23 protein-coding genes are annotated in these 19,899 nt (G+C 38.2%); 12 read left to right on the top strand and 11 right to left on the bottom strand.

Annotated elements, in window-relative coordinates; all coding sequences use genetic code 11:
* Nucleotides 1–13: 13 nt before the first annotated feature.
* The 5 genes from tsf to HDE68_RS07345 all read right to left on the bottom strand — a co-directional run bounded on the left by tsf (nucleotide 14) and on the right by HDE68_RS07345 (nucleotide 3,107).
* On the bottom strand, nucleotides 14–850 hold the full coding sequence (gene tsf, locus HDE68_RS07365; protein WP_183880509.1) for a translation elongation factor Ts: 837 nt from the start codon (nucleotides 848–850) through the stop codon (nucleotides 14–16).
* Nucleotides 851–953: 103 nt separating this feature from the next.
* The gene (rpsB, locus tag HDE68_RS07360; RefSeq protein WP_041883002.1) at nucleotides 954–1,778 is read right to left on the bottom strand and encodes a 30S ribosomal protein S2; all 825 of its coding nucleotides are present in this window, start codon (nucleotides 1,776–1,778) and stop codon (nucleotides 954–956) included.
* Nucleotides 1,779–1,798: 20 nt separating this feature from the next.
* Nucleotides 1,799–2,185, bottom strand: coding sequence for a 30S ribosomal protein S9 (gene rpsI, locus HDE68_RS07355; protein WP_183880507.1), 387 nt, complete (start codon nucleotides 2,183–2,185; stop codon nucleotides 1,799–1,801).
* Nucleotides 2,186–2,201: 16 nt separating this feature from the next.
* The gene (gene rplM / locus HDE68_RS07350) at nucleotides 2,202–2,645 is read right to left on the bottom strand and encodes a 50S ribosomal protein L13 (RefSeq protein ID WP_068404336.1); all 444 of its coding nucleotides are present in this window, start codon (nucleotides 2,643–2,645) and stop codon (nucleotides 2,202–2,204) included.
* Nucleotides 2,646–2,747: 102 nt separating this feature from the next.
* Nucleotides 2,748–3,107, bottom strand: a complete 360-nt coding sequence (locus HDE68_RS07345; RefSeq protein WP_183880506.1) for a hypothetical protein — start codon at nucleotides 3,105–3,107, stop codon at nucleotides 2,748–2,750.
* Nucleotides 3,108–3,207: 100 nt separating this feature from the next.
* On the opposite strand from HDE68_RS07345, the gene HDE68_RS07340 reads away from it, so the two are divergent.
* From HDE68_RS07340 to HDE68_RS07320, 5 genes are all read left to right on the top strand, one after another.
* A complete protein-coding gene (locus HDE68_RS07340; protein WP_183880504.1) occupies nucleotides 3,208–3,414 on the top strand; it encodes a YtxH domain-containing protein in 207 nt (68 codons plus the stop codon).
* Between the two features lie 69 nt (nucleotides 3,415–3,483).
* Nucleotides 3,484–4,905 (top strand): MBL fold metallo-hydrolase RNA specificity domain-containing protein, encoded by a 1,422-nt coding sequence (locus HDE68_RS07335; protein WP_183880501.1) that lies wholly within the window; start codon nucleotides 3,484–3,486, stop codon nucleotides 4,903–4,905.
* Nucleotides 4,893–5,996 carry a mechanosensitive ion channel family protein gene (locus HDE68_RS07330; protein ID WP_183880499.1) on the top strand — a complete coding sequence of 368 codons (1,104 nt, stop codon included), beginning with the start codon at nucleotides 4,893–4,895 and terminating at the stop codon, nucleotides 5,994–5,996. Before HDE68_RS07335 ends, HDE68_RS07330 begins: the two co-directional genes overlap by 13 nt.
* Nucleotides 5,997–6,015: 19 nt before the next feature.
* On the top strand, nucleotides 6,016–6,705 hold the full coding sequence (locus HDE68_RS07325) for a class I SAM-dependent methyltransferase (protein WP_183880497.1): 690 nt from the start codon (nucleotides 6,016–6,018) through the stop codon (nucleotides 6,703–6,705).
* A 74-nt stretch (nucleotides 6,706–6,779) separates the two neighbouring features.
* A complete protein-coding gene (locus tag HDE68_RS07320; protein ID WP_183880495.1) occupies nucleotides 6,780–7,790 on the top strand; it encodes an LLM class flavin-dependent oxidoreductase in 1,011 nt (336 codons plus the stop codon).
* Here HDE68_RS07320 and pepT read toward each other — a convergent pair whose 3' ends face one another.
* Nucleotides 7,791–9,047, bottom strand: a complete 1,257-nt coding sequence (gene pepT, locus HDE68_RS07315) for a peptidase T (RefSeq protein WP_183880493.1) — start codon at nucleotides 9,045–9,047, stop codon at nucleotides 7,791–7,793.
* A 128-nt stretch (nucleotides 9,048–9,175) separates the two neighbouring features.
* Between pepT and HDE68_RS07310 the strand changes: the two genes are divergently transcribed.
* Genes HDE68_RS07310 through HDE68_RS07300 form a run of 3 tightly spaced genes read left to right on the top strand, consistent with a single transcriptional unit; the run spans nucleotide 9,176 to nucleotide 12,287 of the window.
* Nucleotides 9,176–9,886, top strand: coding sequence for a hypothetical protein (locus HDE68_RS07310; RefSeq protein ID WP_221300693.1), 711 nt, complete (start codon nucleotides 9,176–9,178; stop codon nucleotides 9,884–9,886).
* Nucleotides 9,887–9,923: 37 nt separating this feature from the next.
* Entirely contained in the window at nucleotides 9,924–11,639 is a 1,716-nt protein-coding gene (locus tag HDE68_RS07305) for a M14 family metallopeptidase (RefSeq protein ID WP_183880491.1), read from the top strand.
* 24 nt (nucleotides 11,640–11,663) lie between these two features.
* Nucleotides 11,664–12,287, top strand: coding sequence for a rhomboid family intramembrane serine protease (locus HDE68_RS07300; protein ID WP_183880489.1), 624 nt, complete (start codon nucleotides 11,664–11,666; stop codon nucleotides 12,285–12,287).
* Here the strand turns inward: HDE68_RS07300 and HDE68_RS07295 are convergent.
* The gene (locus HDE68_RS07295; RefSeq protein ID WP_183880487.1) at nucleotides 12,284–13,252 is read right to left on the bottom strand and encodes a hypothetical protein; all 969 of its coding nucleotides are present in this window, start codon (nucleotides 13,250–13,252) and stop codon (nucleotides 12,284–12,286) included. The two genes, HDE68_RS07300 and HDE68_RS07295, sit on opposite strands and share 4 nt — an antisense overlap.
* 87 nt (nucleotides 13,253–13,339) lie before the next feature.
* Between HDE68_RS07295 and HDE68_RS07290 the strand changes: the two genes are divergently transcribed.
* Entirely contained in the window at nucleotides 13,340–14,374 is a 1,035-nt protein-coding gene (locus tag HDE68_RS07290; protein WP_183880485.1) for a dipeptide epimerase, read from the top strand.
* Here HDE68_RS07290 and HDE68_RS07285 read toward each other — a convergent pair.
* On the bottom strand, nucleotides 14,355–14,582 hold the full coding sequence (locus HDE68_RS07285) for a DUF6358 family protein (RefSeq protein WP_183880483.1): 228 nt from the start codon (nucleotides 14,580–14,582) through the stop codon (nucleotides 14,355–14,357). The two genes, HDE68_RS07290 and HDE68_RS07285, sit on opposite strands and share 20 nt — an antisense overlap.
* Before the next feature lies 1 nt (nucleotide 14,583).
* Nucleotides 14,584–14,901, bottom strand: coding sequence for a rhodanese-like domain-containing protein (locus HDE68_RS07280; RefSeq protein ID WP_183880481.1), 318 nt, complete (start codon nucleotides 14,899–14,901; stop codon nucleotides 14,584–14,586).
* A gap of 169 nt (nucleotides 14,902–15,070) precedes the next feature.
* On the opposite strand from HDE68_RS07280, the gene HDE68_RS07275 reads away from it, so the two are divergent.
* Both HDE68_RS07275 and HDE68_RS07270 read left to right on the top strand, forming a co-directional pair.
* Nucleotides 15,071–16,156, top strand: coding sequence for a DUF4407 domain-containing protein (locus HDE68_RS07275; RefSeq protein WP_183880479.1), 1,086 nt, complete (start codon nucleotides 15,071–15,073; stop codon nucleotides 16,154–16,156).
* Nucleotides 16,153–17,469, top strand: coding sequence for a M20/M25/M40 family metallo-hydrolase (locus HDE68_RS07270; RefSeq protein WP_183880477.1), 1,317 nt, complete (start codon nucleotides 16,153–16,155; stop codon nucleotides 17,467–17,469). The genes HDE68_RS07275 and HDE68_RS07270 overlap by 4 nt, the downstream gene beginning before the upstream one ends.
* Here HDE68_RS07270 and HDE68_RS07265 read toward each other — a convergent pair.
* Both HDE68_RS07265 and HDE68_RS07260 read right to left on the bottom strand, forming a co-directional pair.
* Nucleotides 17,466–17,981 carry a GNAT family N-acetyltransferase gene (locus tag HDE68_RS07265; protein ID WP_183880475.1) on the bottom strand — a complete coding sequence of 172 codons (516 nt, stop codon included), beginning with the start codon at nucleotides 17,979–17,981 and terminating at the stop codon, nucleotides 17,466–17,468. The genes HDE68_RS07270 and HDE68_RS07265 overlap by 4 nt on opposite strands.
* Nucleotides 17,978–18,541 carry a thiamine pyrophosphokinase gene (locus HDE68_RS07260; RefSeq protein WP_183880473.1) on the bottom strand — a complete coding sequence of 188 codons (564 nt, stop codon included), beginning with the start codon at nucleotides 18,539–18,541 and terminating at the stop codon, nucleotides 17,978–17,980. Before HDE68_RS07260 ends, HDE68_RS07265 begins: the two co-directional genes overlap by 4 nt.
* Nucleotides 18,542–18,787: 246 nt before the next feature.
* Between HDE68_RS07260 and HDE68_RS07255 the strand changes: the two genes are divergently transcribed.
* Nucleotides 18,788–19,894 carry a sensor histidine kinase gene (locus tag HDE68_RS07255; protein ID WP_183880471.1) on the top strand — a complete coding sequence of 369 codons (1,107 nt, stop codon included), beginning with the start codon at nucleotides 18,788–18,790 and terminating at the stop codon, nucleotides 19,892–19,894.
* Nucleotides 19,895–19,899: the final 5 nt, after the last annotated feature.

Genomic DNA, 19,899 nt, shown 5'->3' with positions numbered 1-19,899 from the left:
ATCATTGAAGGAACTATGATCCTAATTGTACACGTTTAAATGCTGTAACAGTTAAATCTTTAGCTGTGTCATTTAAAAATTTACGAACATCTTTAGAAGAATCCTTAACAAATTCCTGGTTTAATAAAGTACTGTCTTTGTAAAACTTGTTCAGTTTACCAGCAGCAATTTTCTCAACCATTTCTTCTGGTTTACCTTCTGCACGGATTTGCTCTTTAGCAATTTCCATTTCACGTTCGATAGTGTGTGTGTCTACATCTGCTTTATCTAAAGCAACCGGGTTCATTGCAGCAATTTGCATAGCTACATCTTTTCCAGCTTCGTCAGCACCAGCAACAGCTTGATTTAAAGCAACCAAAACACCTAAACGGTAGTTACTGTGGATGTAAGGAATAACTTTTTCGCCTGATACTGTTTCAAATTTAGAGATACCAATTTTCTCTCCGATTTTACCAGTATTTTCAACGATGATATCAGAAACTTTCTGACCATCAACTTCAAGAGCTAATAATTCTTCTAATGTAGCTGGGTTTTTCTCAACCGCTAAATCAGTGAATTTATTTGCTAAAGCGATGAAATCAGCATTTTTAGCTACGAAATCTGTTTCGCAGTTTAATTCAACTACAACACCACGTTTTCCGTCAGCTGTAGCTTTTGCGATTACAACACCTTCGTTAGAATCACGATCCTGACGACTTGCTGCAACTTTAGCTCCTTTTTTACGTAAGTAATCAACCGCAGCTTCGAAATCGCCATTGGCCTCTATTAATGCTTTTTTGCAATCCATCATACCGGCACCGGTTTGTTGGCGTAATTTGTTTACATCTGCTGCAGAAATTTGTACTGACATTTTATTTTCTTTTTTAAGTTTTTATCTAAAAAATTATGGGTTGTACATTGTATGTTGTAAGGAAAACCCGCAACGCACAACATACAACCCAAAAATATATTATTTATGCTTCGCTTGTACCTTCTTCGGTCTCAGCATTTTCTTTTCTTGCTCTTCTAGCGCCAGGTGCAGCAGTTTCAGGAGCATCAGCAGCAGTTTTAGCAGCTACAGCTTCTTTTTCAGCTTCATCATCTTTTTCACGTTTACGCTCGTCTAAACCTTCTTCAATTGCTTTGATGATTACATCAGTAATTAAAGAGATAGATTTAGTTGCATCATCATTCGCTGGAATAGGGAAATCGATGTTAGAAGGATCAGAGTTAGTATCAACCATTGCAAAAGTTGGAATGTTTAATTTCAACGCTTCGCTAACAGCGATATGCTCTTTTTTAACGTCAATTAAAAAGATAGCAGCTGGTAAACGGTTTAAATCCGCGATACCACCTAATAAGCTTTCTAATTTAATACGCTCACGCTGGATCATCAAACGCTCTTTCTTAGAAAGAATAGAGTAAGTACCGTCTTTAGTCATTTTATCGATGTTAGACATCTTTTTGATTGACTTACGTACAGTTTGAAAGTTAGTTAACATACCACCTAACCAACGCTCAGTTACGAAAGGCATGTTTACTTTTTTTGCTTGATCAGCAACGATTTCTTTAGCTTGTTTCTTAGTCGCTACGAATAAGATCTTACGACCTGATTTTACGATCTGTTTGATCGCTGAAGCAGCTTCTTCAGTTTTAGTTAAAGTTTTGTTTAAATCTATAATGTGAATCCCATTGCGTTCCATAAAAATATATGGTGCCATTTTTGGATTCCATTTGCGGGTAAGGTGACCAAAGTGTACACCTGCATCCAATAAGTCTTGATATGTTGTTCTTGCCATTGTCTTTGTCCTCCTTGAGATTAACGTTTACTGAATTGGAACTTTTTACGAGCTTTCTTGCGTCCTGGTTTCTTACGTTCAACCATACGCATATCACGGGTCATTAACCCTTTAGCACGTAATGCCGGTTTTTTCTCAGCATCTATTTCAACAATAGCTTTAGCGATAGCTAAACGAACAGCTTCTGCCTGGCCTTTAATACCACCTCCTGCTACGTTAACCTGTACATCGTATTGACCGATAAGTTCTGAAACTTCAAAACTTTGGTTTACAATATATTGTAAAGGTAATGTAGGGAAATATACTTTGTGATCTTTACTGTTTACAGTAATTGTACCGTTGCCCTCTTTCATGTAGATTCGCGCAACAGCAGTTTTTCTTCTTCCTGAAGTGTTAGTAACTGACATTTCTTTCTTCCTTTAATTAAAGTGTAATGGTTTTTGGTGATTGTGCTGCATGAGGATGCTCAGTACCTGCATAAACAAAAAGGTTTGTGTATAATTTAGCACCTAATTTAGTTTTAGGTAACATACCACGAACTGCTTTTTCTACTACACGTGTAGGATGTTTCGCCAATAACTCTTTTGGAGAGATGAAACGCTGACCACCTGGATATCCAGTGTATGAAACGTACTGTTTGTCGTTCATTTTGTTTCCGGTCAACTTAATCTTGTCCGCATTGATAACGATCACATTATCGCCGCAGTCTACGTGTGGGGTGTACTCAGGCTTGTTTTTACCACGGATGATCATTGCGATCTTCGATGACAAGCGCCCCAAAATCTCGCCTTGTGCATCAACAACAACCCACTGTTTGTTAACAGTTTTAGCATTGGCAGAGACAGTTTTGTAACTTAACGTATTCACTTGCTTGTATTTAATTTGTTAAACAATTATTTTTTCTCCCTAGAATTTAGGGACTGCAAAGATAGATTAATATGTGTAATTTTCAAATAGTTACTCAAATTTTTATCTATTTTTTTTATACAGGCTGATCAGAAGCTGCAAAAAGATAGTAAAAGAGAATAGTAACCCCGAAATAATTAACACGACAGTTTCTGCAGGATAATAATGATATTCAATTGTATTCATCAATAATAAAATTGTACTGTATCCCAGCCAGGAAGCAAATAATACTGTTATAATTCCTGTCAGCCATTGAAAAAACGACCATTTTAGTTGTTCGGTTTCCATACCCCGTAAGATCATCCAGTTAAACACCACAGTAATCAGCAGTCCTAAAACTACCCAGTGATTGCCATTCAGCAGGTAGGCTAAAAAATAAAGAACGGCAAAAATCAGATTCAGGTAGGATAAAGTTCTAAGCATATATCGTTTTTTCAAAAAACCACGTTTTTATATAAAATTAACAGTTTTTAAGAACCTTTTTATTCGCATATTGTTAGACTATTATAAAAAGATAATTATTATGACAAAAGAAACGAAAATAGTTGCAGGTATATTGGCAGGAGCTGCCCTTGGTGCTGCAGTAGCTTTAATCTTATCTTCAGACAAAAATGATGACTTAAAAGATAAAGTGACAGACTGGTTCTGTGATTTACTGGACGCTTCTAAAGACAAAATATCAGATGTTACTGATACTGTAAAAGACAAAATTGCAAAAGTAAGAGCTTAATACGCTTCTGATTCTATAAATGGCACCGGTAAATCCGGTGTCATCATTTAACTATTATATCTTATTCTGATGAAAATCGCTTTCCATGGTGCAGCACGTGCCGTTACTGGTAGTAAACACCTGATTACTTTAAAAAACAATACTCAAATACTACTGGACTGCGGCATGTTTCAGGGCATGGGTGAGGCGACAGAAAAGCTGAATAGTTATTTTGGATTTGATCCGTCAAAGGTGACATATATGATCTTATCCCATGCGCATATTGATCATTGCGGGTTACTGCCGCGTTTAGTAGCAGAAGGTTTCACGGGAAACATATTTTGTACACCTGCAACAATGGATCTGGCCAGAATCCTTTTAATGGACTCTGCAAAAATCCAGACTCAGGATGCTGAATATGCAAATAAAAAGAGACCGCATGGTGAAGAACCTGAAGAGCCTTTGTATACTGAGGATGATGTCATTACAGCATTAAGCCAGTTCAAAATTGTTGATTACGGTAAGGAGTTTCAGATCTGCCCCGAAGTAAGCGTATCTTTTACAGATGCAGGTCATATTGTTGGCAGTGCAGCCGTACACCTGACGATCAAAGAAGACAACGAATCTACCCGGGTTACTTTTAGCGGAGATGTAGGCAGATATGGCGATCTTTTACTGAAGAGTCCACAGACATTTTCACAGGCAGATTATATTATTATGGAATCTACCTATGGAGATTCCCTGCATAAAGACCTTGAACCAATCGAAAGCATGTTGCTTAAAATTATACAGCATACCTGTATAGATAAAAAAGGTAAAGTGGTGATCCCTGCGTTTAGCGTAGGCAGAACCCAGGAATTATTATATGCTTTAAACAGCCTTGAGCTTAAACACAAATTACCGGATGTCCCTTTTTATGTAGACAGCCCTTTATCTGCCCAGGCTACACAGGTTTTAAAAAACCATCCTGAAGTTTATAATAACGGGGTTAAAGAAGTGCTTAAAATAGATGATGATCCTTTTAGCTTTAAAGGCTTGAAATTTATTGAGAGTGTCGAAGAATCCAAAGCATTAAATAACGATCACAGACCATGTGTGATTATTTCTTCATCCGGCATGGCCGAAGGAGGAAGGGTAAGGCACCATATCAATAATACAATCGGCAATAGTAAGAATACCATCTTAATGGTTGGTTATGCTTCTCCTGGTTCATTGGCTGGCAGATTGCTTGCTGGTGATAAAACTGTATATCTGTTTAGACAAAACGTTCAGGTGATCGCCGAGATACTTTCTATTCAGTCTATGAGTGCGCATGGAGACTACGAAGATTTACTACAGTTTCTTTCTTCTCAGAACCCGTCATTGGTGAAACAACTTTTCCTGGTACACGGAGAATACCAGGTACAGCAGCATTTTGCAAAACGACTGAACGATCATGGATTTAAGCATGTAGCTATTCCGGAATATCATCAGGTAATTGAATGTGAGACTAAACCAATATGGAGTACATAAATGATTTTTTTAGTGACAAGGTTCCACAGTTCCTTCAGAACATAATTATTGCCTTATGCAGTTGTATACTAGGTTTTATACTGACTGCAATCATTCGTCAGATTTTTAAATTCTTCGCCAGATTCTGGGCCACTTTTGAGATTCAATCTATTATTAAACATCTGCATGGTCCGATTGCAGTCTTTATTCCATTATTACTGCTTAACATATCCATGGGATTCATGGTTATGGAAAATGCCGTACTGGCCCAACTGAATAGAATTATAGAAATAGGTCTGACTATCACCTTTGCTTTAATACTTATCCGGATCATTAAGGTACTGGAAGATTATTTTTATCATAAGTATGATCTGAACAAAGAGGATAACCTTAAAGAAAGGAAGATCAGGACACAATTGCAGTTTATCCGAAAGTTTATAGTCTCACTGATTATCGTGGTCACCGTTGCTATTATCTTGTTAAGCTTTGAAAGCATGCGCAAAATTGGTACCGGCCTGCTTACAGGGGTAGGTATTGGCGGTATTATCATTGGTTTTGCGGCTCAAAAGTCACTGGGGAACTTACTTGCAGGTTTTCAGATTGCTTTTACCCAACCTATCCGGATTGATGATGTTTTAATTGTGGAAGGTGAATGGGGCCGGGTCGAAGAAATTACATTAACCTATGTGGTGATTAATATCTGGGACCAGCGAAGACTGATCTTACCGATTACTTATTTTATTGAAAAGCCCTTTCAGAACTGGACCAGGGTTTCTGCCCAGTTATTAGGTACGGTTTTCTTATACCTGGATTATACGATCCCTATTCCACCGCTAAGAGATGAATTGACAAGATTGCTTACTGATCATCCGCTCTGGGATAAAAGAGTAAATGTTGTACAGCTTACGGACAATAAAGCAACTACCGTAGAAGTCCGTTTTTTAATGAGTGCCCGCAACTCTTCTCAGGCATTTGATCTTCGCTGTTATGTCCGTGAAGAGATGATTAAGTTTATCAGAGAGAATTATCCGGACAGCCTGCCTAAAACAAGATTGGAATACAAACCAGGACCGGATCAGGGAGAAGGAGAACCTATACTTCAGAAAAAATAATTTAATATCTTTGCCGCCAATGGACGTTTTCGGGAGTGCTTTACAGGATCAGTTTACAAATGGTACCGCAGCAACGCTAGTGCTGCATAATTCTTATGATGAACCGGAGGAGATGCCTGTTGACATCTTTTTTCGTACAGAAGAAGAAATGCCTGACATAGAACTGGAAGCGATGGATCTTTGTGAAGGCAGAGTCCTGGACGTAGGCGGAGGTGCAGGCAGCCATGCACTGATCCTGCAGGAGCGCGGTTTTGATGTCATTGCTCTTGATATTTCTCCTATAGCGGTCGAAATCATGAAGACAAGAGGAGTGAAAAATGCCGTAGAAGGAGATGTTTTCACTTATCAGGGCGAAAAATTTGACACTTTATTATTCCTGATGAATGGAATTGGACTCACAGGCACCATTGCTGGTTTCAAAATCTTCCTCAACCATGCAAAATCATTATTAAACGAAGACGGACAATTATTATTTGACACCTCCGATATCTCTTACCTGTATGAAGATATAGAGAAACCTGCTGATAAATATCATGGGGAAATAGCCTATCAGTACGAATATAAAGACCAAAAAGGAGAATGGTTCAACTGGCTTTATCTTGATCCTCAGCTGCTGAAAATAATTGCTAAAGAATGTGGATGGGAATGTCATTTACTCTTTGATGATGGACAGGACCAGTATCTGGCAGAAATGAGGGTTACTCAATAATCTGGAAGTCACAATAATTCAGAAACTCATTGTTGAGAAGCAGACATTGTATTTTTGTAATACAATTTGTCACTATGAGCACTCATCCTATTCGTTTAAGTATCCTTGACCAGTCACCGGTTAGAAAAGGCGCTACTGCACAGCAGGCTATCCAGGAAACTGTTGAACTGGCCAGACTTGCAGATAACCTGGGTTATACCCGTTTCTGGGTTTCTGAACACCATAATACGACAGCATTAGCTGGTTCTACACCAGAAATTCTGATCGCACATCTGGCAGGAGAGACTAAAAATATAATATTAGGCTCAGGAGGCGTCATGCTTCCTAACCATAGTGCATTAAAAGTTGCCGAAAACTTCCGTATGCTGGAAATCCTTTTTCCAGGAAGAATTGATCTTGGCTTAGGGAGGGCACCTGGCACAGATAGAATTACTGCAAGTGTACTCAATCCTTCCAATCAGTGGAAAGAACAGGACTTTTTAGAGCAATTGAATGATCTGAGAAATTATCTGCATGATACTGCAGAGCCTGGTACAATACAAGAAAGAATTACCGCCATTCCACAAGCATTAACGGTACCGCCAATGTGGTTATTAAGTTCCAGCGGACAAAGTGGTTTATTTGCAGCGCATTTTGGGATGGGGATGTCATTTGCACATTTTATTAATCCATTAGGCGGGCCAGAATCTGTCCAGCTTTACCGTGACCGCTTTAAGCCATCTATTGACAGGGCTGTACCCGAAGCGAATATTGGGATAGGTGTTTTCTGCTCAGAAAGTGAAGAAGTAATCTTCCGCCAGCAGGCGGTAATGGATTATAGATATCTTCAACTGGAAAAAGGTGGCAGACTATTTCCTATTGGTTACGATGATATTAAACAGGTCAGCTATAATGCTGCTGAACAAGAAAGAATAACCCATAACAGACAAAGGATGCTCATTGGCACCCCAGATGTATTGAAAGAAAAAATAGACAAATTGCTGGCTGATTACAAGGTAAACGAGCTAATGGCTGTAACGATCACCGAAAATTTCGATGATCGTCTACGCTCTTACGAACTCCTGGCAGCAATGTATCTGAAATAATTAATTGCTTTTTTCTTCCCAGATCAGTGCTATATTGATAATCGTTTCAACAGCTTTTTCCATATCCTGCACAGAAGCCCATTCTTGTTTACCATGGAATGCATGTTCCCCTGCAAAAACATTAGGACAAGGCAAGCCCATCAGCGACAATCTTGAACCATCGGTACCACCTCTGATACTCTGTCTTTTTACCGGAATACCAACTCTTTCAATAGCCATAACACCATATTCCAGAACTTGCGGGTGCTGATCCAGTACTTTTTTCATATTACGGTACTGTTCTTTTATTTTCAGTTCGTAAGTAGCATGAGGATAGGCTGCGATAACCTGTTTCACAATGGCTTCTAAGGTATGGCCATGTTCAGCTAATAAAGCATCATCGAAATCACGGATAATAAAATGTGCTTCTGCCTGTTCTACATTTCCCTGCATGGTAACCGGATGTAAAAACCCTTCTTTCTTCGAGGTAGCTTCTGGCGTCAGTTTATCTTTTGGCAAAGCACTGATAATATCACTCAGAATCTTAATTGCACTTTCCATTTTGCCTTTTGCAAAACCGGGATGTGAGCTAATACCATTTATAGTTAAGACTGCTCCGTCTGCAGAAAAAGTTTCATCTTCAATAGAACCGCAGGTCTCTCCATCGATCGTATAAGCAAAATCGGCACCTAGTTTATCCAGATCTGCCTTATCAACTCCACGCCCGATTTCTTCATCAGGGGTAAAAAGAATTCTTATTTTACCATGTTTATGTTCCGGATGCTGCATCAGAAAAGCTGCTGCTTCCATAATTTCTGCTAAACCAGCTTTATTATCAGCTCCCAGCAGCGTTGTCCCACTGGCTGTAATGATATCATTTCCAATCTGGTCTTTCAGGTCTTTATGTTCGCTCATTCTCAGTACCACTGAATGATCATCAGGAAGTACAAGATCCTGTCCCTGGTAATTGGTATGGATAATCGGCTTAACGCCATAACCGCTACAATCAGGAGAAGTATCCATATGTGAACAAAAGCAAATTACAGGAACATTTTTCGTCGTATTTGAAGGGATGGTAGCATATACATACCCGTATTCATCCAGGTGTGCGTCTGTTATACCCATATCCAATAATTGAGCGACCAATACTCTGCCAAGATTCTTCTGTTTTTCAGTTGAAGGAACGGTTTCGGACTCAGGATCAGATTGTGTGTCTATTTTTACGTATTCAGTAAATCTATTTTGCAAAGAATTACCTGTGTTATGATATTTTAGCATAATTTTAAAAAAAGTAAAGGTCTTCTTAATCAGTAAATTCTGAAGCTGTTCAAATTTATTTTAAACAGACTTTTGAATGGTTAAAGATAGCCAAAGATGATATTTTATCTATAAACAATCAGCATAACTTGAAAAGGATACTTATTTCGACCATTTTAATCACATTAACATTCTCGTGTTTTGCACAGTCAAATTTCTACAAACTTTCTGTTGGTGTGGGGGCAGGTATCACACAGTCTTTTGCAGATGTCAGAAAACATGACTTTGGGCTGGCTGGATATGGCACACTGGATTACTTATTCACACCCTATATGAGCCTTGGTCTGGAATTCCAGAAAGGGGAAATCAACGGAGGAAATGTGAAGACCGATCCATATAACCGCCAATTCATCAACTCGTATCAGGCAATAGCTATTAATGGAAGAATATCTTTGGGACAAATTATAGATTTTAACTATAACAGCTTCTCAAACCATTTCAGAGGCCTGTATTTAGGCACTGGAATAGGGGTTATACAAAACAAGATGAAAGGGATCAATCGATACAGCTTCACTGACCCCGATGTTTATTATCCGGGAGAGAATGCTTCAAAAGACATTTTCTTCCCACTGAATCTTGGAATCAATTTCTTTTTCCCGGATCGCGATGGATTTTACAGATATGCACTGAACATTAACTGCCAGAGCAATGTAACCCTGGGAGAAGGGCTGGATGGTTACGACGATTCTTCTGTGAGACATAGATCCGGCAACCCGGATATCTATGCCTTCTATTCTGTAGGAGTTAAATATAACTTCGGAAAAATGGGCTTATATAAAAAAACATTCCGGCGATTTTAGCCTTACAAGGTGATTAACCGTTCATAAATATATTCTAATGAAATATCCTTTTTTGTTTTTAATCCTTACCCTAACGATGGAAACATTTGCACAGAAAACGCCTTACGAGTTAAGTAACAAGAACCAGACAGCAACTTACCAGGAAGCTATTGATTTCTACAATCAACTGGCTAAAAAATCGCCACAGGCGAGGTTTCTTTCCTATGGCACTACAGATTTTGGGAAACCACTGAATCTGCTGGTCTTATCTAAAAACGAGATCTTTGATCCTGCTGAAATCAGGAAAAATAACATAAGGATTTTATTAATTAATAATGGCATTCATCCTGGCGAACCCGAAGGTATAGATGCCTCCATGATGCTGGCCAGAGATTTATTAAAGGGCAATCATTTACCTGATAACGTTGTTATCTGTATTATACCAGTTTACAATATAGATGGGTCATTTAACCGCAGCAGTACTTCCAGAGCAAATCAGAATGGACCTGAAGCTTACGGTTTCAGAGGGAACAGTAAAAATTACGATCTGAACAGGGATTTCATTAAAACTGATTCCAAGAACTCTGCAGCCTTTCAGGAAATATTTAATACCTGGCAGCCAGAGATTTTTGTAGATACCCATACCAGCAATGGGGCAGATTATCAATATACCATAACATTGATCCCTACACAGAAGGATAAATTAAACCCTATTCTTGCTGGTTATCTGACCAATACGATGGTTCCTGCCCTGTACGCAGAAATGAAGAAAAAAGGATTTGAGCTGATCCCCTATATCAATTCGGTCGAAACCACCCCGGACGCAGGTATTACCGGATTTCTGGAAACCCCACGTTATTCGACCGGTTATGCAGCTTTACATAACACAATTGGTTTTATGCCCGAAACGCACATGCTGAAAGCTTATCAAAAAAGGGTTGAATCAACTTATCTTTTATTGCAAACCTATATTGACCTGGTGAGCAAAGATGCGAAAGTCATTGGTGAAAATAAACGCAAAGCTGATGAAGCTACCTCCATACAAAAAGAATTTCCACTAAGCTGGAAGCTGAATGAATCTAAGTACGAGCTGCTCTCATTTAAAGGTTTTACTGCCAAGTATAAACCAAGCGCCGTAAGTGGTACAGACAGGCTCTACTATGACAGAAACGAGCCTTATACCAAAAACATTAAATACTGGAATAAATTTGAGCCACAGCTTACCGTACAAAAACCTCTGGCTTATGTAATTCCAAAGGGATGGGATAAGGTAATTGGCTTGCTAAAGTTAAACGGCGTGAAACTGCAGGAGTTAAAAGAGGATAAAGAACTGGCTGTTGATGTTTACTATATAACTGACTATAAGACTTCTTCCAGACCTTATGAAGGTCACTATATCCATAACAATGTGGAGATCAGCACCCAGAAACAGACTTTAAACTTTTATAAGGGTGATTTTCTGGTTTATGTAGATCAGCCGCAAAACAGATATATTATGGAAACACTGGAACCACAGGCAACAGATTCTTTCTTTAACTGGAACTTCTTTGATTCTATACTGGATCAGAAAGAACATTATTCCCCTTATGTATTTGAAGATACCGCAGCCGGATTATTAAAGGACAACCCTGATCTCAGAGTTAGATTGAATCAGAAAAAGATAAGTGACAGCACATTTGCTCAAAACCCTTCTGCACAACTGGAATTCGTCTATAAGAATTCAAATTATTATGAAAAAACACATTTACGCTATCCAATTGCTAGATTGCAATAATTTTTAAATCCGATTCAATACAACATGATAGAATATCTTTTAAACACACCAGTTGCCTCTCTGATTTTCATTTTTACACTGGTAACCAGTATTTATGCATTTAATGATACTTCTCTTTATGGGAAATTCATGCTCCACCCTTACAGCGTTTACCGCAGAAGCAATGTTTACACACTGTTTACCAGCGGGTTAATCCATGGAAGCTGGATGCACCTGATCTTTAATATGTTTACTTTCTATTTCTTTGCTTTTACTTTAGAAGCTACTGTAGGAAGCGTAAGATTTGGAATGATCTATTTTATCGGGCTTATTTTAAGTGATATCCCTTCTGTAATCAAACATAAAGATGATTATCACTACCATAGCCTTGGGGCTTCGGGAGCAATCTCTGCCGTATTATTCAGTTATATTCTATTCTATCCGCTAAATACGCTAATGATCTTCCCTTTGCCTATTCCTATCTGGTCAGCTTTATTTGGCGTATTATACCTGGTATACTCTTATTATATGTCAAAAAGTTCCAGAGATAACATTAACCATGATGCACATTTATTCGGTGCAATAACTGGTATTATCGTCACCATATTAGTGATACCAGGTATTGTACCACATTTTATTGCTGCAATTTCGGGCCGTTTCGGCATTTAATCCGTAGCTGGTAAAGAAGGGGGATTGAAATAACTTGTTGGTGCTGCCGGATCTTTTCTGATTTCCATCAACAAGTTTCCCCACGGCTTCCAGAAAGTCTCCAGTACCTGGGCATAAATTTTATGCTGCCACACATCAAACAGGGGCTTATTAGTAGTCCCTCTTAAAGGCATAGCATCAATATAAATAGCCCCTTCAACAGGCATAATAGTATATTCAGGCAAGCGGTTGAATAAATAAGCAGAATAGAAGAAACGTGCACAAAGTTCTTCGAATTGCTGATCTGTTACTTTACCCGCTCCAATCTGATCAAGAATCTCCTGGTGATATCTTTTATTTGTCCCATTATCCTGTAAACAGGCTATGATCCCAAAATCTTTCAATTTCAAGGAGAAAGTCAAAGTGTTGATTTCATCTCTGAAGCTGAAAGGAATATCATTCTGTTCCAAAGGTACAATCACAAAAGACCAGGGCGTAAAATCTTCCAGAACTACACTCCGGTAAATACTCTGGATCATGGTCTGCAAATTTCCGAATTTATGCATCAGCCCCTGTGACATATTTAATCCGTCATCACTCAATTGCTGCAAACGAACAGCCGCGTTCATTTCAATATAAATCAGGCTGTATAGGAATTTGCCAACCCATTTAAACAAATCCATTTCTTCGAGCTTAGATACCCCCGCAAATCCTTCTGCAAAGGCTGCCGCTATTTTATCTTCCAGAGGCCCAATAAAATTAAGCAGTACTTCTTCACTTACCGGAACTTTCAGGGTATTATATGACCTGATGGATTCATCCAGTAACTTAATCTGCTCATCTCCGCTAAAATCAGCTACTTCCAGCAGCCATTCAGGCAATATATTTGTCTGAATGATTGGTGCATCAAAAGTATCTCCGCTCAGAAAGCAGTTTTTAAATTTAAAGTCGAAGTTTTTAAACGGCTGATAGATTGTGTTACTCATATTAAGCGCAATATTAGGGATATTATTTTTACATTCGGTGAGGCGCCCATTTTTTAACTTTGATATTACCAAAAGCTTTTAAAACACATGCAAGCAGTTCATATTTCATTTAACCTGGAACTTAAACATCCTTTTTCTATTACCGGTTTTACCAGAACAAGTACTCCCTTATTATTGCTAAAGCTGACTTATGAAAATATTGACGGTTATGGTGAAGCTTCCATGGTTCCTTATCTGGGTGAGAGTTATCAATCTGCATCATCTTTTCTTAAAAAAGTAGACTGGACGCGTTTTACCTATCCATTCGACTTTAGCGGCATCATAAGTTATCTGGATGCTATCGATCAGGGCAACCCGGCTGTAAAGGCCGCTATTGACATTGCACTAAATGACATCAATGGGAAACTATTGCAGAAACCTTGTTATGAAATTTACAAAGCAGATCCTGCAAAAATGCCTGTTACCTCTTATACGATAGGGATAGATACACCAGAAGTTATTAAAGAAAAGGTTGCAGAGGCAAAAGGCTTTAAAGTACTTAAGGTTAAATTAGGATCTGCGAATGATAAAGAGCTGATCAGCACGATCAGAAGTGTAAGTAACCTGCCGCTTTATGCAGATGCTAATCAGGGTTGGAAAGACCGGAAAACGGCTATAGATCTTATTTATTGGTTATATAATCAGGGTGTGGTCTTAATTGAGCAGCCAATGGACAAAAAAGACATGGAAGGTAATGCCTGGTTAACCACACGCAGTCCGATTCCTATTCTTGCAGACGAAGCCGTACAGCGTTTATCAGATATCGATAAGGTTAAAGGAGCTTATCATGGAATAAATATTAAACTGATGAAGAGTGGCGGCATGTATGAAGCCCATCAGATGATTTTAAAAGCCCGTTCTTATGGGATGAAGGTAATGATTGGCTGTATGAGTGAAACTTCTATAGCGACCCGGGCAGGACTTGCTTTAGCCCCTTTATGTGACTGGGTAGATTTGGATGGCCCTTTTCTGACTACAAATAACCCTTTTGAGCAACCTCCGTTTGAGAACGGCAGATATATATTAAAAGACCTTCCAGGTTTAGGGCTGAAAGGTCTTTCTCCTAATTTGTTTCATCCTTAACGGATGAATTCAGGCTATTTTCTTTTTCTTTTATACCAGCTCTTACCTCTTTTACGATATTAATCTTCAGGTAGATAAAAAACAAACCCGTTGCGATTAATAATCCGGCAATTGGATAATTAGTGTTCTGGAAAGCCCATTTAAGACCTATCACAGAAATTACTATACCAATGGTATAAAATGTATTTAATGCAATCTTCTTCTTCATCTTAGTAAACTGGCATGCTAGGGTCAAACGCGGCCTGCCATGCAAGGATACCACCTTTTAAGTTATAAAGGTTTGTGAAACCATGAAGCTGCTCTAACTGCATTACTGCTGCTGCACTGCGTTTACCACTTCTGCATTGCATAATGACAGGTTTATCTTTAGAAACTTTATCAACTTCAATCAGGATTCCTCCCAAAGGGATATTCTCACCATTAAGGTTTGAAGTATCGTATTCGAAAGTTTCTCTCACATCAATCAGTTGAAAATCTTCGTTGTTATCTATTTTTTGTTTCAGTTCTTCTACGCTAATTTCTTTCATCTTTTAAGCTTTTAAATGGACAGCCGGTTATCCATATTTAATTGCCAAATATAAAGTTTATCAACAACTTATCTGCTAATCACAAGTCAAATTTTATGGTTTCGCCATATCCCCTGTAACAACTAAGAATGCCGGGCGTTTAATAGTATTCTTTCTTAACTTTGTTATTATGGATGCTCTGACACGTTTCTTCTGGTTCTGTTCTGGAATACACCAGCCTACATTAGAGAAGCACCCTACTGAACATAATAAATATGTTGGTATTGGCGCAACTATCTTCTTTACAGGTTTATTTGCCGCATTATCTGGTGGATATGCCATGTACTTCGTTTTTAAAGGCGATACTGCCGCTGTACTTTTTGCTATATTTTTCGGCATCCTCTGGGGCCTGGCCATCTTTAACATGGACCGTTATATTGTGTCCAGTATTAACAAGAATTCTTCTTCAACCAAACAAATTCTGCAGGCAACGCCACGTATATTACTCGCGATTATGATCGGTATGGTCATCTCACGTCCTTTAGAGCTTAAAATCTTCGATAAAGAAATTAAAGAACGCCTAAAAGTAAGTTATCTGAACAACCAGCGTGCAAAGATTGACACACTCAATAAGGCATTCACGAATAAATATACCATAGAACTGAACAAACTTAAGGAGTCTAAAGCGCAACGGGATTCTTTAGAAAGCGGAATTAAAAGTGACAGACAAAAACTTAACTTTGAAGTCTTCGGGACTAAGACAACTGAAACATCAGGAGTAATGGGATATGGCCCTTATGCCAAAAGAAAAGAGGAAGAATTAAAACAGCGGCAACAGAACCTGGATTCACTGAATTCGGATGTAAGAAGAATGGAGAATTTTGTAGATGGCAGAAAACAATTTGACGGGCTATTATCAGAGCGGCTTTATACAGGAAAACAGCTCGATAGTTTGACAAACATCGCAGGCTTTGCTGATCGCAACTGGGCATTAGGGCAATTGAGTTTTAATACAAATGGCACAAGGGATAGCACAACAGCATTAGCTGTTTCGTTTATTGGCCTGCTATTTATTTTCTTTGAATGTCTGCCCGTTTTTGTGAAAATGATGAGTTCCAGAGGGCCATATGACAGATCTGTTGAGAATCTTGAAACCAGCCAGATGCACAGCTCTGAGAAGGACAGGGATTTCGAAATTGAAGTGACAGACGGGGTATACGGTACCAGAGTTGCCACAGCTATAGAAAAACAAAAAGAAACACTAACTAAATTATGATGAAATACTTTTATTACCCTTTGATTTTACTTTTTATCGCCCGAACGGCAACAGCCCAGGATATTGATAAAATTATCTCTAAAGATTATGTCGACAACCTGATTAAAACCCTGAGTAGTGATGATATGCAGGGCAGAGCGACATTCAGTCCCGGTATTGATAAAGCCGCAACTTTTATTGAAGGTGAATTTAAGAAAATTGGCTTACAACCACTAAAAGGAGCAAAGGACTACAGACAAACTTTCTATAAGTACCAGGTTAAACCAATATCAGCCGAAGTATCAATTGATGGTAAAACTATAGCTCCTGATGAAGTAGCCATTTGGGGAAACACAACTGCCAGTCTGACTTTAGACAATACAAATAGCGATGGTTGGGTTAAACTTGATCCTTCAAAACCATTCAGAGAACAATACAAACTTTTAGTGCGTAATAAAAAACGCCAGCTGGTACTGGTAGATAAAAAATTTACTACTGAATTTAATCAGTTAAGAGAGTATGTTTCAATAGCAGCTGTTACTGATCAGGAAAAACCAGCTGAGGCCAACCCGCCTGTTCTGGTTATGATATTATCTGCTGATACTACTTTAAAAACTTTCAGTGTATCCGCAAAAAACAGCATTGAGAAATTACCGCTGTTTAACGTCGCAGGAATTATTCCAGGAAAATCAAAAGCAAAAGAACTAGTGGTTTTTTCAGGTCATTATGATCACCTGGGTATTATTCATTCAGCAGATCAGGATAGCATTGCAAATGGTGCTGATGATGATGCTTCGGGCACTACAGCCATGATAGCACTTGCTAAATATTATAAGAAACTGAATAACAATGAGCGTACACTTATTTTTGTTGCTTTTACAGCAGAAGAAATAGGAGGTTTTGGTGCAAGGTATTTCTCTCAGCAATTAAATCCTGACGAGGTTGTGGCCATGTTTAACATTGAAATGATCGGAAAAGAAAGTAAGTTCGGTAAAAATACAGCTTTTATTACAGGATATGATAAATCTGATTTCGGAAAGATTCTCCAAAAAAATCTGGAAGGAACAGCATTTACTTTTCATCCTGACCCTTATCCGAAGCAGAACCTTTTTTACAGAAGTGACAATGCGACCTTAGCTGCTTTAGGCGTTCCTGCACATACGATCAGTACTGATCAGATAGATACAGACAAGTTTTATCATACTGTGAAAGATGAGTACAGCACATTGGATACCGATAATATATTATCTACGATTAAAGCTATTGCTAAAAGTGCAATAACTATTGTAAAAGGAACAGATACGCCAACCAGGATACCTAAATTAGTTAATTAGGCCGGTTTTACAGGTACTAAAGGCAGTGCCATTACATAATCATTCATAAAGAAACCGTTGCCAATTTCAATGTCGACGGTTTCTTTGATTATAAAACCAGCCTTTTCATAGAAATCCTTTGCTTTATTATAACGGTTTACATTCAGTCTCAGACTCTCTGCACCAGATTCAATCCCTTTATTCCGCACTTCATTAATCAGAAGTTTCCCCAATCCTTTTCCATGTGCCTCGGGCAGGACATATAGTTTATGTAGTTTGATAATACTATGTTTCCCGTGTTCTTCTAATGAATAAGAGACAAAGGCCAGATCTGTATCTCCCTCCTGGGCAATTAAAAAGGTATGCCCTTCCATCATTTGCTTTGTTAAAGCAATAATGCTATAAAATTTATCAAGCATAAAGTCAACCTGCTCCTGACCAAGCAAATGTGTATAAGTTGGCCCATATGTAATTGTTCCGATCCGCTGGATAACAGTTAAATCATCTTCTTTTGCTTTTCTTAGAGTAATCATATCTTTTCTGTTAAAAACACATATTCAGTAGCAAAGGTAAATTCCACAAAACCATCCTTAACAACTTCAAATTCCCGTTCTTCCTGCTGCATCAGGTTTGTCGCTTCAAAATAAGAAACCACGTCAATCAGAAATATACTTCCAGCAGGCTTCCATACATTGAACCCTGTTTTGACAGCGTATGATTTTTCTGTTGCTGTAAAGAGAACTATATTGATTTTAGGAAGATAGAAAGCCAGATCTGATAAAGCCTTATCCTCATCAATGATATTTACTGCCGGGTATTTTTCTGAAATCAGATAATTTAATACCGTGTTATAATCATCACCGGGGCCAATAATTGATTTTGTATTTTCCTGAGGGACTAATCCTTCTATGTTATTCAAAATTACGTCTACTTTTAATCCCAGGCTCAGAACTTTTTCATAAATCGCACCATTAACGATTAATGTAGGACTCCATTCCAGAATCTGTCCCAGATATTCTTCATCGAAATTACCCAGATTGTGAATATATAAGGCTGGTTCCTGTTTTTCTCTGACTATGTGATGTGATGACATGTTGCTAAGATATTAATGATTACCGAAAAAGCTAAGCGTCTGCTTGAATTTAAATGAAATCTGTTTTTCTATCTTTGTCTTATCTGTTAAAAACCAGGACTAAGGCCGATACTATTGAGTCCCTCAAAAGACTGTTTCAGCATAATAAATATAATGTTCAGTCAACAAGCTCATTACATTTTTAACCCTGGCCTTAATTTTACAAGTTATTACCTGTTATGTTGATGAATAATAAACACTAAAGCTATGGCCAAGAATAAAACAGTAAGCGAACGTGCTTTTTATCAGAACTTCAGGTTCTTCATTTTACCTATTGTTTTCTTTTGTTTTTACATTTTCATTTACCTGCTAAATCCATATGATCCATCCTGGAACAGATATTTCGATCAGAATATATTATCATTACTCACAGAATGGCTCGGTGTCATGCTGGTTTGTTTTCTGATTACAGAATCCAGTTTACTCATAGCCCGATGGCTTGACCGTCATATTCCCTGGCTGGAATCTCCTGTATTACGCTTCTTTTGTCAGTTTTTTTTACAGATTATCAGTGCAGGTGTGGTGATTAGCCTGCTGCTCTACATTGATCATCTTGTTTATCCTGCCTCTAATAACTATTCGCAGAGTGAAAAAACATATACCTGGCAGGTTTGTATGGTCAGTATTGTGATCAGTACCTTCATCAGTGCTATTTACACTGCTGATTTCTTCCTTCGTAAATGGAAAATGTCTATGCTGGAAACCTCTGCACTTGAGCTCAAAGCCTATGACCTTAACCAGATAGCCATGCAGGCAGAGCTGCAATCCTTAAAAGCGCAGCTTGACCCTCATTTTATGTTCAATAATTTCAGTACTTTATCCAGCCTGATTGTTGAAAACCCGGATTCTGCCCTCCTTTTTCTGGATAATCTCTCTAAAGTATACCGTTATATGATTATTAACCTGAGCAGAGATATTATTTCATTAAAGGATGAAATCAAGTTTATCAATTCTTATATCTATCTGATCAAAATAAGAGTATCCGATAACCTGCAGATTGATATAAACATACCCGAAAACTATGAAACAAAAGGTGTTCCTCCTATTACTTTGCAACTACTGATAGAAAATGCAATTAAACATAATATTGCATCACGCTCACGTCCGCTATACATTGACATTCGGATAGACGAAGATGGATGGCTGGAGGTTTCGAATAATTTGCAGCTGGTAAATTTCCATATCCCATCAACAAGAGTAGGCCTGAAAAATATTATCAGCCGTTATCGCCTGTTATCGGATGCATGTCCACAAATAATTGAGAATGAAAGCACATTCATAGTTAAATTACCCTTATTAGAAATATCAGAATAATATAA

The sequence above is a fragment of the Pedobacter cryoconitis genome (assembly GCF_014200605.1).
GTDB classification, from domain to species: domain Bacteria; phylum Bacteroidota; class Bacteroidia; order Sphingobacteriales; family Sphingobacteriaceae; genus Pedobacter; species Pedobacter cryoconitis_B.
The sequence above is the reverse complement of the archived record's forward strand: the minus strand, read 5'-3'. Positions and strand labels throughout refer to the sequence as shown.

Bases quoted from the DNA above. Each gene is read 5' to 3' on its own strand.
- tsf (WP_183880509.1), bottom strand. From the start codon at position 850: ATGTCAGTACAAATTTCTGCAGCAGATGTAAACAAATTACGCCAACAA.
- rpsB (WP_041883002.1), bottom strand. From the start codon at position 1,778: ATGGCAAGAACAACATATCAAGACTTATTGGATGCAGGTGTACACTTT.
- rpsI (WP_183880507.1), bottom strand. From the start codon at position 2,185: ATGTCAGTTACTAACACTTCAGGAAGAAGAAAAACTGCTGTTGCGCGA.
- HDE68_RS07345 (WP_183880506.1), bottom strand. From the start codon at position 3,107: ATGCTTAGAACTTTATCCTACCTGAATCTGATTTTTGCCGTTCTTTAT.
- HDE68_RS07340 (WP_183880504.1), top strand. From the start codon at position 3,208: ATGACAAAAGAAACGAAAATAGTTGCAGGTATATTGGCAGGAGCTGCC.
- HDE68_RS07335 (WP_183880501.1), top strand. From the start codon at position 3,484: ATGAAAATCGCTTTCCATGGTGCAGCACGTGCCGTTACTGGTAGTAAA.
- HDE68_RS07330 (WP_183880499.1), top strand. From the start codon at position 4,893: ATGGAGTACATAAATGATTTTTTTAGTGACAAGGTTCCACAGTTCCTT.
- HDE68_RS07325 (WP_183880497.1), top strand. From the start codon at position 6,016: ATGGACGTTTTCGGGAGTGCTTTACAGGATCAGTTTACAAATGGTACC.
- HDE68_RS07320 (WP_183880495.1), top strand. From the start codon at position 6,780: ATGAGCACTCATCCTATTCGTTTAAGTATCCTTGACCAGTCACCGGTT.
- pepT (WP_183880493.1), bottom strand. From the start codon at position 9,047: ATGCTAAAATATCATAACACAGGTAATTCTTTGCAAAATAGATTTACT.
- HDE68_RS07305 (WP_183880491.1), top strand. From the start codon at position 9,924: ATGAAATATCCTTTTTTGTTTTTAATCCTTACCCTAACGATGGAAACA.
- HDE68_RS07300 (WP_183880489.1), top strand. From the start codon at position 11,664: ATGATAGAATATCTTTTAAACACACCAGTTGCCTCTCTGATTTTCATT.
- HDE68_RS07295 (WP_183880487.1), bottom strand. From the start codon at position 13,252: ATGAGTAACACAATCTATCAGCCGTTTAAAAACTTCGACTTTAAATTT.
- HDE68_RS07290 (WP_183880485.1), top strand. From the start codon at position 13,340: ATGCAAGCAGTTCATATTTCATTTAACCTGGAACTTAAACATCCTTTT.
- HDE68_RS07285 (WP_183880483.1), bottom strand. From the start codon at position 14,582: ATGAAGAAGAAGATTGCATTAAATACATTTTATACCATTGGTATAGTA.
- HDE68_RS07280 (WP_183880481.1), bottom strand. From the start codon at position 14,901: ATGAAAGAAATTAGCGTAGAAGAACTGAAACAAAAAATAGATAACAAC.
- HDE68_RS07275 (WP_183880479.1), top strand. From the start codon at position 15,071: ATGGATGCTCTGACACGTTTCTTCTGGTTCTGTTCTGGAATACACCAG.
- HDE68_RS07270 (WP_183880477.1), top strand. From the start codon at position 16,153: ATGATGAAATACTTTTATTACCCTTTGATTTTACTTTTTATCGCCCGA.
- HDE68_RS07265 (WP_183880475.1), bottom strand. From the start codon at position 17,981: ATGATTACTCTAAGAAAAGCAAAAGAAGATGATTTAACTGTTATCCAG.
- HDE68_RS07260 (WP_183880473.1), bottom strand. From the start codon at position 18,541: ATGTCATCACATCACATAGTCAGAGAAAAACAGGAACCAGCCTTATAT.
- HDE68_RS07255 (WP_183880471.1), top strand. From the start codon at position 18,788: ATGGCCAAGAATAAAACAGTAAGCGAACGTGCTTTTTATCAGAACTTC.